The sequence below is a fragment of the Archangium lipolyticum genome (assembly GCF_024623785.1).
Lineage (GTDB): Bacteria > Myxococcota > Myxococcia > Myxococcales > Myxococcaceae > Archangium > Archangium lipolyticum.
Genome location: NZ_JANKBZ010000005.1, coordinates 90,389 through 105,312 on the forward strand (window position 1 = coordinate 90,389; position 14,924 = coordinate 105,312).

Annotated in this window: 14 protein-coding genes; 9 read left to right on the plus strand and 5 right to left on the minus strand. The window is 69.5% G+C overall.

The features are described from left to right. Positions 1-25 precede the first annotated feature (25 nt). Positions 26-1,600: a serine/threonine-protein kinase gene (locus tag NR810_RS13285; protein ID WP_257452317.1), complete on the minus strand. Its 1,575-nt coding sequence runs from the start codon at positions 1,598-1,600 to the stop codon at positions 26-28. 117 nt (positions 1,601-1,717) lie between these two features. On the opposite strand from NR810_RS13285, the gene NR810_RS13290 reads away from it, so the two are divergent. The 5 genes from NR810_RS13290 to NR810_RS13310 all read left to right on the plus strand — a co-directional run bounded on the left by NR810_RS13290 (position 1,718) and on the right by NR810_RS13310 (position 5,396). Continuing rightward, positions 1,718-2,737 carry an RluA family pseudouridine synthase gene (locus tag NR810_RS13290; protein WP_257452320.1) on the plus strand — a complete coding sequence of 340 codons (1,020 nt, stop codon included), beginning with the start codon at positions 1,718-1,720 and terminating at the stop codon, positions 2,735-2,737. Between the two features lie 86 nt (positions 2,738-2,823). Then, a complete protein-coding gene (locus NR810_RS13295) occupies positions 2,824-3,987 on the plus strand; it encodes a phosphatase domain-containing protein (RefSeq protein ID WP_257452323.1) in 1,164 nt (387 codons plus the stop codon). 171 nt (positions 3,988-4,158) lie between these two features. Continuing rightward, positions 4,159-4,527, plus strand: a complete 369-nt coding sequence (locus NR810_RS13300; protein WP_257452325.1) for a hypothetical protein — start codon at positions 4,159-4,161, stop codon at positions 4,525-4,527. A 3-nt stretch (positions 4,528-4,530) separates the two neighbouring features. Next, complete coding sequence (locus tag NR810_RS13305) at positions 4,531-4,836, plus strand: hypothetical protein (protein WP_257452328.1); 306 nt, start codon at positions 4,531-4,533, stop codon at positions 4,834-4,836. Positions 4,837-4,895: 59 nt separating this feature from the next. Beyond that, complete coding sequence (locus NR810_RS13310) at positions 4,896-5,396, plus strand: GNAT family N-acetyltransferase (RefSeq protein WP_257452330.1); 501 nt, start codon at positions 4,896-4,898, stop codon at positions 5,394-5,396. Between the two features lie 25 nt (positions 5,397-5,421). Here the strand turns inward: NR810_RS13310 and purF are convergent, their stop codons facing one another. Beyond that, positions 5,422-6,816, minus strand: a complete 1,395-nt coding sequence (purF, locus tag NR810_RS13315) for an amidophosphoribosyltransferase (RefSeq protein WP_257452334.1) — start codon at positions 6,814-6,816, stop codon at positions 5,422-5,424. A 148-nt stretch (positions 6,817-6,964) separates the two neighbouring features. Here purF and NR810_RS13320 point away from each other — a divergent pair, with 148 nt between their 5' ends. Beyond that, positions 6,965-8,269 (plus strand): hypothetical protein, encoded by a 1,305-nt coding sequence (locus tag NR810_RS13320; protein WP_257452336.1) that lies wholly within the window; start codon positions 6,965-6,967, stop codon positions 8,267-8,269. A gap of 9 nt (positions 8,270-8,278) precedes the next feature. On the opposite strand, the gene yhbY is transcribed toward NR810_RS13320, so the two are convergent. The 3 genes from yhbY to NR810_RS13335 form a co-directional block, all read right to left on the minus strand. Continuing rightward, positions 8,279-8,569, minus strand: coding sequence for a ribosome assembly RNA-binding protein YhbY (gene yhbY, locus NR810_RS13325; protein WP_257452347.1), 291 nt, complete (start codon positions 8,567-8,569; stop codon positions 8,279-8,281). Between the two features lie 54 nt (positions 8,570-8,623). Beyond that, complete coding sequence (locus tag NR810_RS13330; RefSeq protein WP_257452359.1) at positions 8,624-11,224, minus strand: J domain-containing protein; 2,601 nt, start codon at positions 11,222-11,224, stop codon at positions 8,624-8,626. Positions 11,225-11,300: 76 nt separating this feature from the next. Further along, positions 11,301-12,104: a hypothetical protein gene (locus NR810_RS13335; RefSeq protein WP_257452361.1), complete on the minus strand. Its 804-nt coding sequence runs from the start codon at positions 12,102-12,104 to the stop codon at positions 11,301-11,303. An 87-nt stretch (positions 12,105-12,191) separates the two neighbouring features. Here NR810_RS13335 and NR810_RS13340 point away from each other — a divergent pair, with 87 nt between their 5' ends. From NR810_RS13340 to NR810_RS13350, 3 genes are all read left to right on the plus strand, one after another. Then, positions 12,192-12,959: a TSUP family transporter gene (locus NR810_RS13340; protein ID WP_257452389.1), complete on the plus strand. Its 768-nt coding sequence runs from the start codon at positions 12,192-12,194 to the stop codon at positions 12,957-12,959. Positions 12,960-13,232: 273 nt separating this feature from the next. Further along, the gene (locus NR810_RS52590; protein WP_257452391.1) at positions 13,233-14,321 is read left to right on the plus strand and encodes an AHH domain-containing protein; all 1,089 of its coding nucleotides are present in this window, start codon (positions 13,233-13,235) and stop codon (positions 14,319-14,321) included. 191 nt (positions 14,322-14,512) lie between these two features. Continuing rightward, the gene (locus NR810_RS13350; protein ID WP_257452394.1) at positions 14,513-14,905 is read left to right on the plus strand and encodes an imm11 family protein; all 393 of its coding nucleotides are present in this window, start codon (positions 14,513-14,515) and stop codon (positions 14,903-14,905) included. Positions 14,906-14,924 lie beyond the last annotated feature (19 nt).

The following is a 14,924-nucleotide window of genomic DNA, read 5'->3' on the forward strand; positions in this document are numbered from 1 at the left end:
ACTCGCTCCTCCCGGGTTTCGAGCGTCAGCGCCGCGCGGTCACTTTGGGAAGGAGTCTGGCCGCCCGGCTCTGGACGTTGGCATAGGAGGCCGAGCGCGCCGCTTCCTCGAGGAACGGGGCCGCGGGGGCGCCCACCTCGCGCACGAGGAACTCACCGCACTTCGCATGGAAGCGATCGCTCACCAGGCAGCGGATGACGTTGCGGATGAGCTTCGGATCCGAGCGGTAGGCGGAGTCGTTGCGGATGGCCGCGCCATAGGAGGCGAGGCCATCCATCCAGCGGAGATTGTCGAAGTTGACGTGTCCCTCGAGATAGGGAGCGTAGGCACTCGCGGGGTACTGCGCGCGAAGCTTCGCGAGCGCGCGGAGCGACTGATCCCGCCGCCGCTCTCCCTCCTTCACCCAGCGTTCGATCTGCTCGATGCCGGGGAGCTCCTCGCGGGGAGGTGTCTGTTCCCCAGCGGAGTCCTCCACCTCCTCGACGGCGGTTGGCTGTTGTGGCTTCGGTGCGGAGGTGTCCCGGGTCACGGGAGGACGCATGTTCGAGGCGGGCACCGCGCCCTGCTTCGTCGGCCAGAGCAGGGCCGCGCCGAGTCCCAGCAGCACCAGTCCCGCGGCACTCGCGGCCACCCACCGCCTTCGTCCCGTGAACCGGTTCATCTCCCGCAGGAGGGACTGCGTCGAGGGCGCCTCCGGCCGAGGGACGGACGTGTCGAAGCCCGGGGCGGGTGTGGCGGCCATCTGCGGGAGCGCGTCCAGCGCGGCGGCGAAGTCCGCGGCCGACTGGAAGCGATCTCCTGGATGTTTGGCCAGGGCCTTGCCGACCACCCGCTCCAGCTCCTGGGAAAACCCTCCTCCGGGGGTGGTGCTGCCCAGCGTCGGCGGAGTCGCCTGCTGGTGCTGACGCATCAGCTCGGCGGACTGTTCCGCGTGGAAGGGTTTGGTCCCGGTGAGCAGCTCGAAGAGGAGCACGCCGACGGAGTAGAGGTCCGTTCGGGCATCGACCTCGCCGGTGCTGATCTGCTCCGGAGCCATGTAGGCCGGGGTGCCCACGATGAGGCCCGCGGTCAGGCCCGTCACCGTGTCGCGCAGCCGGGCCAGTCCGAAGTCGAGGATGCGGACCTGCTCTCCGAGCCCGATGGCCTCCGTCAGGACGATGTTGTCCGGCTTGATGTCCCGGTGGACGATGCCCTGGGCGTGCGCGTGAGCCAGCCCCGCCAGCACCTGGCGCACGAGGCCCAGCGCCCGCTTCACGGGGAGCGGACCGCCTTCGCGCACCAGCGAGCCCAGCGTCCGCCCCGTGACGAAGTCCATCACCATGAAGGGTGAATCGCCCTCCACGCCGAAGTCGATGAGCGAGACGCAGCAGGGATGGGACAGCCGGCTCATCGCCTGCGCCTCGAGCTGGAAGCGCCGCTGGAAGCTCGGCTCCGCGGCGATCCAGGGATGGAGGAACTTGATGGCCACGGGGCGCCCGACCTCCAGGCGCTCGCCGCGATACACCACGCCCATGCCACCGGCCGCGAGCCGTTGGAGGAGCCGGTAACGTCCTTGCAGGATGGTGCCGAGGCGGGGGTCGGAGACGAGGGTCGGGTCCATCAAGGGCGCGCAGGTTATCAGGCCGGCTCCCAGGTAGGGAGCGGGCGGGCAGCATGACGGGGCCTCGCACGCGGGGGAGAAAGCGGTCCTTCCGCTGTGTTAAGCCCACGCCGCCGCATGCGAGACCCGAGCGAGGACATCCCCCACGCCATCGGCGAGGCCCCCGAGGGCTACGTCGACATTCCATTCGTCGTCGAGCCGAACTACGCCGGCTGGCGGTTGGAGCGCTACCTCTCCGAGAAGCTCCGCCGCCTCACGCGCGAGCGCCTCCACGGCATCATCCAGCGCGGCGTCCTCTGTGAGGAGCGCCGTCTCAAGCCCTCCACGCCCGTCTACCCGGGCCTCGCCTTCCGCATCCGTCGCCCAGCCAACACCGAGCCGGAGACTCCCACCGAGCTGCCCGCCCTCTTCCAGGACGACTGGTTGCTCGTGCTCGACAAGCCCGCCGGGCTCCCCATCCACCCCACCGCCCGCTACCACAAGGGCACGCTCGTCTCCCTCCTGCGCGAGCGCTTCGGCGAGGCCTTCGCCGAACCCGCCCACCGTCTGGACCGCGAGACGAGCGGCCTCGTCGTCTGCGGGCGCACCACCGAATCCTGCCGCGTCCTCGGGCGTCTCTTCGTCTCCCGCGACGTGCACAAGGAGTACCTCGCCATCTGTGAGGGCCACCCGCCCGAGGACTCCTTCTCCGTGGACGCCCCCATCGCCGAGGGCACCGAGCTCATCCGCATCGCCGTGCGCATCGACCCCGTGGAGGGCAAGGAGAGCCGCACCCGCTTCCAGGTGCTCCAGCGCTTCACCCATGATGGCCAGCCGTTCGCCCTGCTGCGCTGCTACCCGGAGACCGGGCGCCAGCATCAGATCCGCATCCACCTGCGTGAGGCCGGCTTTCCCCTGGTGGGGGACAAGATGTACGGCCCGGACCCTGGCTACTTCGATCGCTTCAGCAAGCACTGCCTGGAACCCGAGGCCTGGGTGAAGCTGCGTCTGCCTCGCCACGCCCTCCACGCCGCGCACATCTCCTTCCCCCACCCGGGCACGGGGGAGACCGTCTCCTTCGACTCGCCCCTGCCCGCGGACCTTCAGGATTTCATTGTCCGAGGGCCTTCCCACGAGCGGCGCCAGGCCGGTCCATGAGCACCCGTTCGTGAGTCAGCGTTCGTGTCAGAAGAGGTGAAGGCAGGCACTCATCGCGGTAGGCTTGGGGGGTGGACATCACAGCCGTGGCCCTGAAACTTCAGACGCTTCGCTCCCTGATGACCGGTCACACCGACCGGAACGACGAGCGGCGCATCCTGGACCTGCTCTCCGACGCGACCACCGCCGAGCTCAACCACCTCCTGCTCAACGTGGACCTGAACCGGTTGCTCTCCGACGTGGATGACCGTGTCGTCGGCCCGGACAACCTCACCACGCTGTTGGACCTGCTGTGCGTGAAGCGGGCGCGCGAGCTGGGCCTGCCGCTGCGCGCCGCGCTCGTGGCGGCGCTCCAGAAGGGCTTCACCCACGAGGCCTTCGAGCGCCGGGTGCGCGACCTGTTCCTCGGGCTGCACGGCCGGGAGCTGACGGAGTTCAAGAACCTGCTCGACGGCCGAGGCAGCTACCACGACCTGCAGCAGCTCCTCTTCCACGACGTGGATGACGAGGCCATCCGCCAGGACATCCTCGCGCACATCTTCCGGGAGGCCATCCCGAGCGGCGAGAACAAGGTGCTGAGCGACATCGACGACACCTTCCTCGCCAACTGGAAGGACACGCGCTACCCGTCGAAGACGGTGTACCCGGGAGTGCTCCAGTTCTACCGCGAGCTGGACCGCGGGCCGGGCGTCATCCCCGGGCGCGAGGGCGACCTCACCTTCATCAGCGCGCGGCCGGCGGATCCGCTCGGCCTCATCGAGGATCGCACGCTGGCCACCCTGAGCCAGCACGGGGTGGGCCCCTCCGTGATGCTCTCCGGTGCGTTCACCCACCTGCTCGGCAACGCGCGCATCGCCGCCATGAAGTTCGAGAACTTCAGCCGCTACGTCCAGCTCTATCCCGAGTACGGCTTCGTCTTCACGGGCGACAGCGGCCAGGGCGACGTGGCCTTCGGCGAGCAGATGCTCGCGGCGTACCCGGAGGTGGTGCGGGCCGTGTTCATCCACGACGTGGTCGACACCCCCGCGCCCGTCCGCCAGCGGTGGCGCGACAAGCGCATCTTCTTCTTCGACACCTACGTGGGGGCCGCGATGGATGCCTTCGAGGTGGGTGTCATCGCCCTCGACGGGGTGGGCCGCATCGCCCGCGCCGCCCAGGAGGAGATGGAGCGGGTGCCGTTCGCCTCCGAGTCCCAGCGGCAGGCCCGCCTGGCCGAGCTGTCGAGGGATCTGCGCCGCGCGGAGATATAGGGAGGGAGATTGGCTCCCCGAGATGCGAGGGAGGGAGCGAGGGCCGCCTGCGAGGGGATGCCCGGATTCCCATCTTCCTCCGGGGGTCATCTGGGGAAGGCCCGGCGGCCCCCGTTCTCTCACCGCAGCGAGGAGCGAGCCATGGCGCAGCGGATGGACGTTCGGGTTGGCATGACTGTGAAGAGCAGGGATGGGCACCGGTTGGGCAAGGTCATCGGCACGGCGGAGGACGCCTTCGTCGTGGAGAAGGGCGTGTTCTACGCCAGGGACTACCGGGTTCCCTTCCGGTCCGTGGAGCGGCTCGAGGGAGATGACATCCACCTCTCGCTCGACAAGGACCAGCTCCAGAAGGCCAGCCTGGGCGAGGTGCTGGAGGCGGCCGACAGATTGGACATGGGGACGGATTCGCTCTCCGAGGCCCGCATGGACAGCGCCAAGTTCCAGGACCATGACAAGTACGACGTGCGCACCGAGGGCGAGAAGGAAGCCGAGGCGACGCGTCCCATCGGGTTCGATCCGAACGCGCCCACGCACTATTAGGGCATGCACATCGTCCAGTTCCTGCTGCCGCTGCGGGACAACGAGCGGCGCCCCTTCGCCCGCGCGGACTTCGAGAAGGTCCGCGCCGAGCTCACCGACCGGTTCGGTGGCGTCACCGCCTTCCTCCAATCCCCGGCCGCGGGCGCCTGGAAGGAGGAGGGCGAGACGGTGCGGGACGAGATGTTGCTCTTCGAGGTGATGGTCGAAGCGCTCGACCGAGCCTGGTGGAGCGGTTACCGCGCGGAGCTGGAGCGCCGCTTCCGGCAGGAGCGCGTGTTGGTGCGCGCCCTCGGGGCCGAGATGCTCTGAGTCCTGTCACAACGGCACGGACACCACTCCTTCCGCGCGGAATGATGGAGGGAATGCCCGTGCTGGAGCTTCGCACCGACCGCCTGTTGCTCCGTCCCTTCGCTCCGGAGGACGAGGACGCGCTCTTCGGCCTCTGGAACGACCCGTACGTCCGCCGCTACCTCTGGGATGACCGGCTCGTGTCGCGCGAGGAGGTGCGGGAGCAGATCGCCCTGAGCGAGCGGGACTTCCGGGAGCGGGGCTACGGCGGGTTCGTCCTCTCCCTCGTGGACTGGCCCGGAGCGCTCATCGGCTTCTGCGGGCTGCGGCGCATCGAGGGCCGTGAGGACGTGGAGCTCCTGTACGGACTCTATCGGGACTTCTGGGGGCGGGGCCTCGCCACCGAGGCGGCCCGGGCCGTGCTGCGCTTCGGCTTCGAGCGGGTGGGGCTGAAGGACATCTACGCCCGCGCGGACCTCGCCAACGCCGCGTCCATCCGGGTGATGGAGCGGCTCGGGATGTCGCCCCACGCACCACCGACGGTGACCTACCGGCTCCGGCGGAGCGACTTCGCCCCATGACACCTGGGGCGAGCGGGGAGGGGGCTCAGGCGCTGACGAGCTTGGGTCCGGCGGGCTGCGCCGAGGCGCCCGCCGTGAGGTTGCCCGTGAGGTACTGGCCGGAGAAGCAGGCGGTGCAGAAGGTGTTGCGTTCCCGGTCTCCCACCGCGGTGCCCAGGCCCTCCAGGGAGATGTAGCCCAGCGAGTCCGCCGTCACGTAGCGGGCGATCTCCTCCACGGTGTGGCTGGAGGCGATGAGCTCCTGCCGGCTCGGCGTGTCGATGCCGTAGAAGCACGGCCACTGCGTGGGCGGCGAGGAGATGCGCAGGTGCACCTCCACCGCGCCGGCGGCCTTGAGCATCTTCACGATCTTCCGGCTGGTGGTGCCGCGCACGATGGAGTCGTCCACCACCACCACGCGCTTGCCCTTGAGTACCTGGCGCACCGCGGACAGCTTCAGCTTCACGCCGAAGTGGCGGATGGATTGCTGCGGCTCGATGAAGGTGCGGCCCACGTAGTGGCTGCGGATGAGGCCCACGTCGTACGGAATCCCACTGGCCTGCGAGTAGCCGATGGCCGCGGGCACGCCCGAGTCCGGCACAGCGATGACCAGGTCCGCTCCGGGCGCCGGCTGCTCCCTGGCGAGCTGCCGTCCCAGCTCCTTGCGCGTCTCGTACACGCTCGTGCCGAACAGCACCGAGTCCGGCTTGGCGAAGTACACGTGCTCGAAGATGCACCGGCCCAGCCGCGTGGGCGGGAAGGGCTGGCTGGCGTGCAGGCCCGTCTCGTCGATGACCACCATCTCCCCGGCCTCGAGCTCGCGGATGAACTCCGCCTCGATGAGATCCAGTGCCGTGGTCTCGCTGGCCAGCACCCAGCTGTTCTTCAGCATGCCGAGCACCAGCGGACGGAAGCCGTTCGGGTCCCTCACCGCCACCAGCTTCTTCTCGGAGAGGAAGAGGATGCTGTAGGCCCCCTTCACCTTGGAGAGCGCCTCGACGACCTTCTTCTCGAAGGTGGGCTGCCGCGAGCGGGCGATGAGGTGGATGACGACCTCGGTGTCCGAGTCCGACTGGAAGATGGCGCCGTCGGCCTCGAGCTCGTTGCGCAGCTCCTGTGCGTTGACGAGGTTGCCGTTGTGGGCCACGGCCAGGTGGCCTCCCACGTACTCCACCGTGAGCGGCTGGGCGTTCTTGAGCTGGCTGACGCCCGCCGTGGAGTAGCGCACGTGGCCGATGGCCGCTCCGCCCGGCAGTTGCTCGAGCACCGGCGCGGTGAAGATGTCCGCCACGAGCCCCATCTCACGATGGGCCCGCAGACTCTGGCCATCCGATGCGACGATGCCCGCTGATTCCTGGCCGCGATGCTGGAGCGCATGCAGACCGAGGTACGCCAGGTTGGACGCTTCCGGGTGACCGACGATTCCGAAGATCCCGCACATGCGCGTTGCCCTTATCCCCTTCGGGTGCCGAACGGAACTGGAGAACGGTTGCTTCGTTCGACGGTATTCCGCGGGCAGGGGGATGTGAGGAACGGACGAGCAGCCGGGCACCCGGAATTCCCCGCTTGGAGGTAGGCTTCCACCCCCCATGTCTCCCCGCTGGCGGCGGTTCCTTCGTTCCCTGCTTCCCCTGTTCGTGCTGACCCTCGGGTCCGCGTACGCGCTCGCGTCATGGAACTGGTGCGGGCGGTGGAGCGAGCGGACGCCCGTGGTGCGAGGGCAGGCGCGCGCCGAGGGCTCCTTGAGGGCCGGAGCGGCGAAGGTGGCCCTGGAACCGCCCTTTCCCGTGGTGGTGGCCGGTTATGGGCCTCCTCGTCCGGAGGCCAGCCAGGCGGATCCTCCCCCCTGGGCGCGCGCGGTGGTGCTGGCCATGGGGGATGTGAAGGTGGGGCTGGTGTCGCTGGAGCTGCTGCTGGTGCCCGACGCGCTCGTGGCCGCGGTGCGCGAGCGTGCCTCCGACCTGGGGCTCCAGGGTCTGGTGGTGGTGGCCACGCACTCACACTCGTCCTTCGGCGGGTATGACCCGCGGCTGGTGTCGCAGCTCGCCGGCACCGGGCGGTACCGGAAGTCCGCGCTGGAGGCGGCGGCGGCCGGAGCCAGCGAGGCGCTGCACCAGGCCGCGGCGAGGCTCACGGACGTCACGCTGGAGGTGGGCGAGGCCCGGGAGCCGGGGCTGGTGCGCTCGCGCTCGGGCGGAGAGGCGCCGGATGGGACGCTCACCCGCGCCGTGCTGAGGAGCGCGTCCGGGCCCGTGGCGGAGCTGCTGGTGTTCTCCTCGCACCCCACGGTGGTTCCGAGGAAGAGGGCCTTCGTGGATCCGGACTGGCCGGGGCGCTTGAGCCTGCTGCGCGAGGAGAAGGGTGGGGTGGCGCTGGTGCTGCAGGGGGCGGCGGGCAACGTCTCGGTGTCCTTCGACGAGGGGGAGGGTGTGGAGAAGGCGGCGGCCTATGCGCGGGCGGTGGCGGGGCTGGCCGAGCGCGCGGCGCCGGTGGCGGCCGGGACGTCGCGGCTGGCCCATGCGCGGGTGGAGGTGGCGCTGCCGAGGCCGGACGCCTCGCGGCTGGTGCCGTCGTACTCGCGGGCGGCGGGGGACAACTTCCTGTGTGCGTCGTCCTCCCGGACGGCGGAGGTGGGGGCGCTGGTGCTGGGGCCGCTGGAGCTGCTGTTGCTGCCGGGCGAGCCCACGGTGGCGGCGGGGTCGGCGCTGGTCCAGCGCACGGGAGCCACGGGGGTGCTGGGACTGGCGGACGGGTACGTGGGCTACGTGGACACGCCGGAGCAGGTGAAGGCGGGCCAGGGCGAGGCCCGTCACCAGTACTTCAGCCCCGCGCTGCTCGACAGGTTGGGCGCGGGGGTGGAAGTGGCGGCCCAGGCCGCGGGCTTCACCCGCTGAGGGCGCTCCTCAGTAGTCCTCGAACTCCGAGTCCTCCGCGCGCTTCTTGAAGAGCAGCGCGGTGCGGCCCAGGAGCTGGACCAGCTCGGCGCTGGTGCCCTGGGCCAGCTTCTCGGCGGCCTCGTGACGGTCCTCGGGACCCTCGTTGATCTTCACCTTGATGAGCTCGTGGTCGTGCAGCGCCTGCTCGACGGCGGCGATGACGCCCTCGGTGACGCCCGACTGGCCCACGATGACCACCGGCTCCAGGTGGTGTCCCAGCCCGCGAAGCTGGCGGCGCTGTTTTCCGGTCAACGGCAAGACTCTTCTCCTCGTGTGGGGGAGCCCACGGTGGCGCTCCCGAGGTGGCGCACCCTACTTCTTTTGCGCCGCCATGCGGATCTCCCGCTGCGCGTCGATGTGATTTGGCTGAATCTCCACCGTCCTCTGGAAGTGCTTCAGCGCGCCGCTGTTGTCTCCGCAAAGTTTGGCGATGACACCCAGGAAGTAGTGCGCCGAGGCGACCTTCTCGTTCTTCTTCAGACAGGCCTGGATGTCCTTGAAGGCCTCGGCGTAGGCCACCTTCTTGTCCTCGAAGGTGAAGAAGCGGGCATAGCCGCGCCAGGCGTAGAACTCGGGCTCCTCGCCGTTGAGCTGGATGGCCTCGTCGAGGATCTTCACCGCCTCGGCGAACTTCCGGGCCTTGATGTGCAGGCCGGCCTTGCGGAAGAGCTCCTCGCTCTTGAGGATGGCCTCCACGTCGACCTGCTGCTCCTGCTTGCCGCCGCCATGCTTGAGCTCCTCGATGTAGGCGGCGCGGCTCTTGTCGTCCGCGAGGGCCCGGTAGGCCTCGCCGATGTAGGCGAAGACGTCGGCCTTGAGCTTCTCCAGCTCCGGAGGCGCGCCGGGCGGCAGGGTGTCCGGGTGGTACAGCCTGGCCAGCTTGAAGTAGGCGATCTTCACCGCCGGGCCGTTGGTGTCCGCTCCCAGACCCAGGCGCTCGAAGTGGTTCTGCTCCTTGAGCTTCTCGGCCAGCTCGCGGAGGACGGGAATCTCGTTGGCGCCCGGAGTGGCGCCCGAGGCGGCGGGAGCCGGAGCCGGAGCGGCCGGTTTGGCGGCGGGAGCGGGGGCGGCTGGTTTCGCGGCGGGCATGGCCGGAGCGGCTGGTTTCGCCACGGGAGTGGCGGGAGCGGCCGGTTTGGCGGCGGGCGCGGTGGGAGCAGCCGGTTTCGCCACGGGAGCTGCGGGAGCCGTCGCCGGGCGTGGTGCCTGGGGAGTGGCACCGGCCTGGGCAACACCCGGAGCGGTGACGGCGCGTCCAGGCGCGGGGGCACCAGCCTGGGCAACACCCGGAGCGGTGACGGCGCGTCCAGGAGCGGGCGCGGCGGGCTGGGGCGTGGCGCCAGCCTGGGCAACACCAGGAGCGGTGACAGCGCGTCCAGGGGCGGGCGCGGCGGGCCGGGGTGCCGAGGCTTGTGGCGGCGGGGCCGCGCGCTGGGCCACGGCCGCGAAGGACACCCCATCGAGTTCCTTGAGGAGGAACACGAGCCGCAGCACGTGGTCGGCGTCCTGGGGAACGTCGGTGAGGAGCTGACCGGTGGAGCGCACCCCGTCGATGAGGGCGAGCACGCGCATCTCGTGAGGGGTGAGGCGCAGGTCGCCGGTGGCCACGCGTCCGTTGGACTTCATCACCGGCAGGCCGAGGACGGGCTGGAGCCTGCGCCGGAGGTCCGCGCTGGGCAGGCGGCGCACGAGGTCGCTCAGCACCGCCCACTTGTTGCCCAGGGGCATGGCCTTGGCGGCGGGCAGGTCCTTGGGCTCGAAGGTGAAGGCGCCGGACTCGGCGCGCAGGCCCTTGAGGAGGATGGTCTGGGCGCGGTGCGCCAGCTGGGTGAAGGCGGAGGGGGGTTGGAGCAGGCCCAGGCCGAAGAGGGCGGCGAGCAGCTCACCGCCGAAGCGGCCCCGGGCGGCCTCGGCCTGCTGGAGCTGCTCCGGGGTGACGAGCTTCGCCTGGAGGAGCGAGGTGCTCAGCGCGTCCTCGGGGTGCGAGGAGTCGATGAACTCGGGGTTGCCCTTGCGGAAGTGGAGGCTGACGGTGCAGTCGGCGAGGGTGAGCGTGAGCAGACCCGTGTGGTTGCCGGCGGCGAGAAGTCCGTAGAGGCGCACGAGCGAGTGCGTCTCGAGCTGCCCGCTGCTGGGAGGCACTTCCGCCGGACCCGTGGCCGCCGTGGGAGCGGGGTGGGTGGGGATGCCCGCTCCGACGGGACGCGCGGTGGTGGCGGGCGCGGGGGCCTGCTGGGGCGTGGCACCGGGCGGCACGGGACGCGCGGCGGCGGGAGCCCCGGGGGCGGCGGCCTGTGGCGCGGTGCCTGGAGCGGGGTGGGTGGGGATTCCGGGCCCGACGGGACGCGCGGTGGTGGCGGGCGCGGGGGGGCGCTGGGGCGCGGCGCCGGGAGCCCCGGGACGCGGAGCCACGGTGGGGACCGCTCCGGGCATTCCGGGCGCGAGCGTCGAGCCGGGCGGGCGGGCGGCACCCGGGGGCGCCCCGGGAGGAACGGCTCCTGGAGGCGCGGCGGGCCGGGCGCCTGGACCCGCCACGGGGGCACCGGGCCGTGTGGCGGCGACGGCCCCGGGACCAGCCATGGGCGCTCCGGCGGGTCCTCGCGGCGCGACGCCGGGGGCGGGCTTGCCCTGGGGGCCGGTGGGCGTGGCGGTCGGGGCGGCTCCCATGGCCGGAGCCATCGGGGTGGTGGGGCCGGGGACCACGACGTCTCCCCACATCTCCCGAGGGAAGGCATCGCGAATGTGGGGGAAGAGCCCCGGGAAGGCGAAGTTGATGCCGTCCTCGGAGACCTGGAGCCGACCCTGGATGCTGCCGTTATCGATGAGCAACTCGATGGTCGGCAGGGCCAGTGGACCCCAGATCATCCCCGTCTCGTTCCGCACGAAGTATTGCCGGACGTCTCCCTCCGCCATCTCCGATGTCACTCCTTGTGTGCGTCGGCCACCCTACCCCTGTCTCGGGGGTTGGGAAAGCAAGCTGCCGGGCGCCCTACGGCGCCTCCATCACGGCCAGACCGATCAGGCTCAGACAGGCGGGGTCGGCGTCCTGGGTGCTCGGCGGGTCGAAACAGTGGACTTCCGTGTCGAACACCTTGCACAGGCCCTTGGGGGTGGCCGCGCAGGCCACCTTGGAGTAGGCCTTGGTGCAGCCGTAGCCGCACACCGGCTGGTTGTCGCTGAGCTGGCACTGCAGGGGCGGCAGCGACTTGCCCCAGGCGCAGAACGCCTGGGCGGGCGGGTCGAAGCAGCTGAGCTGGAGGCCATCGCTCTTGCAGACGCCCACCGGCGTCCTGCTGCAGGCCACCTTTCCGGCGCCGAGGGTGCACTTGTAGCCGCACGAGATCTCCGTGCCATTGCCACGGCACTCGGCCTTGGGCGTCTCCCGGCCGTAGACGGCGTACACCTCGGGGGGAGGATCGAAGCAGACGATTTCGTCATTCCGGCCGGAGCAGATGCCCGCCGGGGTGCGAGCGCACTTCACCTTGCCGAACTGGGTGGCGCACTGGTAGCCGCAGGCGACCTGCCCGTCGATGCTCTTGCACTCGGGCTGGGGCAGCGCGTCGCCGTAGATGCGGACGATGTGAGCGGGCGGGTCGAAGCAGACGGCCTGACCGTCGATGACCTGGCAATATCCCTGGGGAGTCTGGGCGCACCGGACACGCTGGCCATCCGACTTGCACTGGTAGCCGCAGGCCACGTGACCGTCGATGGAGCGGCAGGTGGGTCCTTTCGGGTCCACGGGCGCCGCCGACAGCAGCGCGAGGGTCATCACGGAGACGAGGGACGCGAGCATGATGGAACCTTGGCGGGGGGACTGGGACCCTGATTGACGCCCAGAGTCGCCGCGCGCGCAAGCTTTGGACGTGGTAGGTGGCCGCTCGTGGACGTCACCCCGCTCGAAATCGTCCTGTTGTGCGTCGCGGCCCTCACGGCCGGTGTGGTGGATGCCATCGCCGGAGGAGGAGGGCTGGTGACGCTGCCCGCCCTCCTGGCGACCGGCCTGCCGCCGCACGTGGTCCTGGGCACGAACAAGGGCCAGTCCGTGTTCGGCGCGTTCGCGGCGCTGGTGCGCTTCGCGCGGGCCGGGTTGGTGAAGGGGAAGCTCGCGGTCATCACCTTCCCGATGGGGCTGGTGGGCTCGCTCCTCGGGGCGGCGCTGGTGCTGCTGCTGCGCCCCGAGGTGCTCAAGCCCGTGGTGCTGGTGCTGCTGGTGGCGGTGGCCGCCTTCCTGGCCTTCCGCCGGGGGCCGCCGCCGGGCGAACGGCCGGAACCGCCGGCCCGGCGCATGATGACGCTGGGCGCGGTCATCTCGCTCGTCATCGGCACCTATGACGGCTTCTTCGGGCCGGGAACGGGGACGTTCCTCATCATCTGCTTCTCGGGGCTGCTGGGGCACAACCTGACGAAGGCCTCGGCGGACGCGAAGGTGGTGAACTTCGCGACGAACCTCGCGGCGGTGGGCCTCTTCGCGTACCGGGGCCTGGTGCTGTGGCAGGTGGCCCTGCCCATGGCCGCGGCCCAGTTCACCGGTGCGTGGATCGGCGCGCACATGGCCGTGCGCGGGGGCGACAAGCTGGTGCGCAAGGTGGTGCTGCTGGTGGTGGTGGCGCTCGTCATCAAGCTGGGCCGCGACGTGCTCGTCGGGTAGGCCGGAGGCCGCGTGTCGAGGCAGGGATGCCGTGAGCCCTCCCGCGTGGGGGCGTGTTTGCTGGTGCTTCTCCTGTTGTCCTCATGCACGGGGCCCCGGGTGGAAGGGCCTTGGCTGGAGAGGGGGCGGCCCGTCACGGAGGATCATCGGACGGGCGCTTTCCCCGCGCCCGTCGAACTGACGCCACTTCCGGATGGAAGATGGCGGCTCGTCGTGCGGTCCCCTCCAGATGCGCAGCATTCCAGGGAGTTCACCCTTCAAGAAGCGCGGAGCGTGCTCTCCGTGCTCCACGACGACCGCACCCAGCCACGTGCACGGCCCGCTGTCTTTCAGCTCACTCCGAAGGCGAATGGCTTGGACGAGGGAGACGGACCGTCCGGTTGGGAGCGCCGGTTGTGGTCCGATTACGCGGCCAGGTACGGTGCGTCCTCTCTACCACCACTGGATGAGTTGGCGGATGCGCGTCTCCGTCTCGCGTTGCGTCTCTCGCCTGGGTACATGGACGAAGGCGTGCGAGAGGCCGCGGAGGTGCTCCTCACGGACCCGGTTTTCGTTACGGGCGTCATTGTTTCGATGACCCTCTACATGGCGGCGTGGGCCATGCCGGAGCCGCTCTTCTCCAAGGCGACGGCGGCAGCTCTGACCTTCGTCTTGATGATGAGCTTCACGGTGGCGGAGATCCGGAACGCCGCGGTCGTGTTGTTGCGTCTGGACCGGGACGTGCGGAAGGCACATTCCCTGGCCGAACTGGAGGCGATCTCGGAGCGCTTCGGCCGGGCAGCGGGAGCGACGCTCTTGCGGATTCTGGTGATGGTGGCGGGCTGGGCCGTGGGGAAGGCACTGCCTCCTGTACCTCGCGGAGGGATGGGAGGGCGGCTCATGGCTCCCTCGGGTCCGAGGCTCCCTGATGGAAGCCTTATCTCCTCTGGTCAGGTAGTCGCCGACGGCAGTCTCGTCATGACGGGGATCGCGAGTGGAACCGTGGCCTCAGCCGCACGCCAGGAGAGCCTGTGCAGCGATGGCGCGGAGGACGACGGAGTTCCGGGACACCACATCGCCACCATCCGCAACAGGGCTTCCAACGTACGTGGAGGACCCTGGACATTGGTCTTCGAACCCCTCTTCAAAAAAGCCGGAATGAGTCTCGATGCGCCTGAGAACATCGTCCGGGTCAGAGGACACAAGGGCCCTCATTCCGAGGAGTACCATTCAGAGGTTTTCAGACGGATCTCGACCGCGCTTCGAGGATGCAACGGTGTGGATGAGTGTCGAAGAACTCTGATTTCAGAACTCAAAGCACTTGCAGCGGAGATCTGCACTCCTGGAACCTTACTGAACGAACTTCTGATGCGGAAGCGCTGATGCTGAGGTGATCGCAACCCATGCCGAGATATTTCGACCTGGTAGATGACAAGTACGTGCCTGACAGATGGTTTCTGGGTGCTCCTGTTGATTCGCACGGGCAAGAACTCAACCCCTGGCAATTCACAGAGGGAATTCGGCTCAAGATAGGAGGGAAACTCCGCCTTCCTGTTCTTCAGGAGGGAACACCCTTGGATCTCGATCAGGCGTCTTTCGCCATTCCTGTTGCTCACGCCCGGGTCGTCGACATCTTCGAGCGTCTCGGAGTGAAGGATGTCCAATTCATCCCTGTCGAGATTGAGTCCCAACCCGACAGCTACTTCATCCTCAACGCCACCCGTGTGGTGAAATGCATCGATGACGCCCGCAGCGGTCAGGTGAATTACTGGAAACCCGAGGATGGACAGCCCGCCAAGGTTGGCACCTACCGGGCTGTCCACCGGCTACGCATCGACCCGACGAAGGTCGGTGATGCGCGCATCTTCCGAACTTGGGGCTGGGTGGTGACCCTCGTCATCTCCGAGGACATCAAGGAGGCATTGGAGCGCGAGCACGTGATTGGCACGCGCTTCGTCGAGGTATGACGTCTGCTAGCGCCGCGCC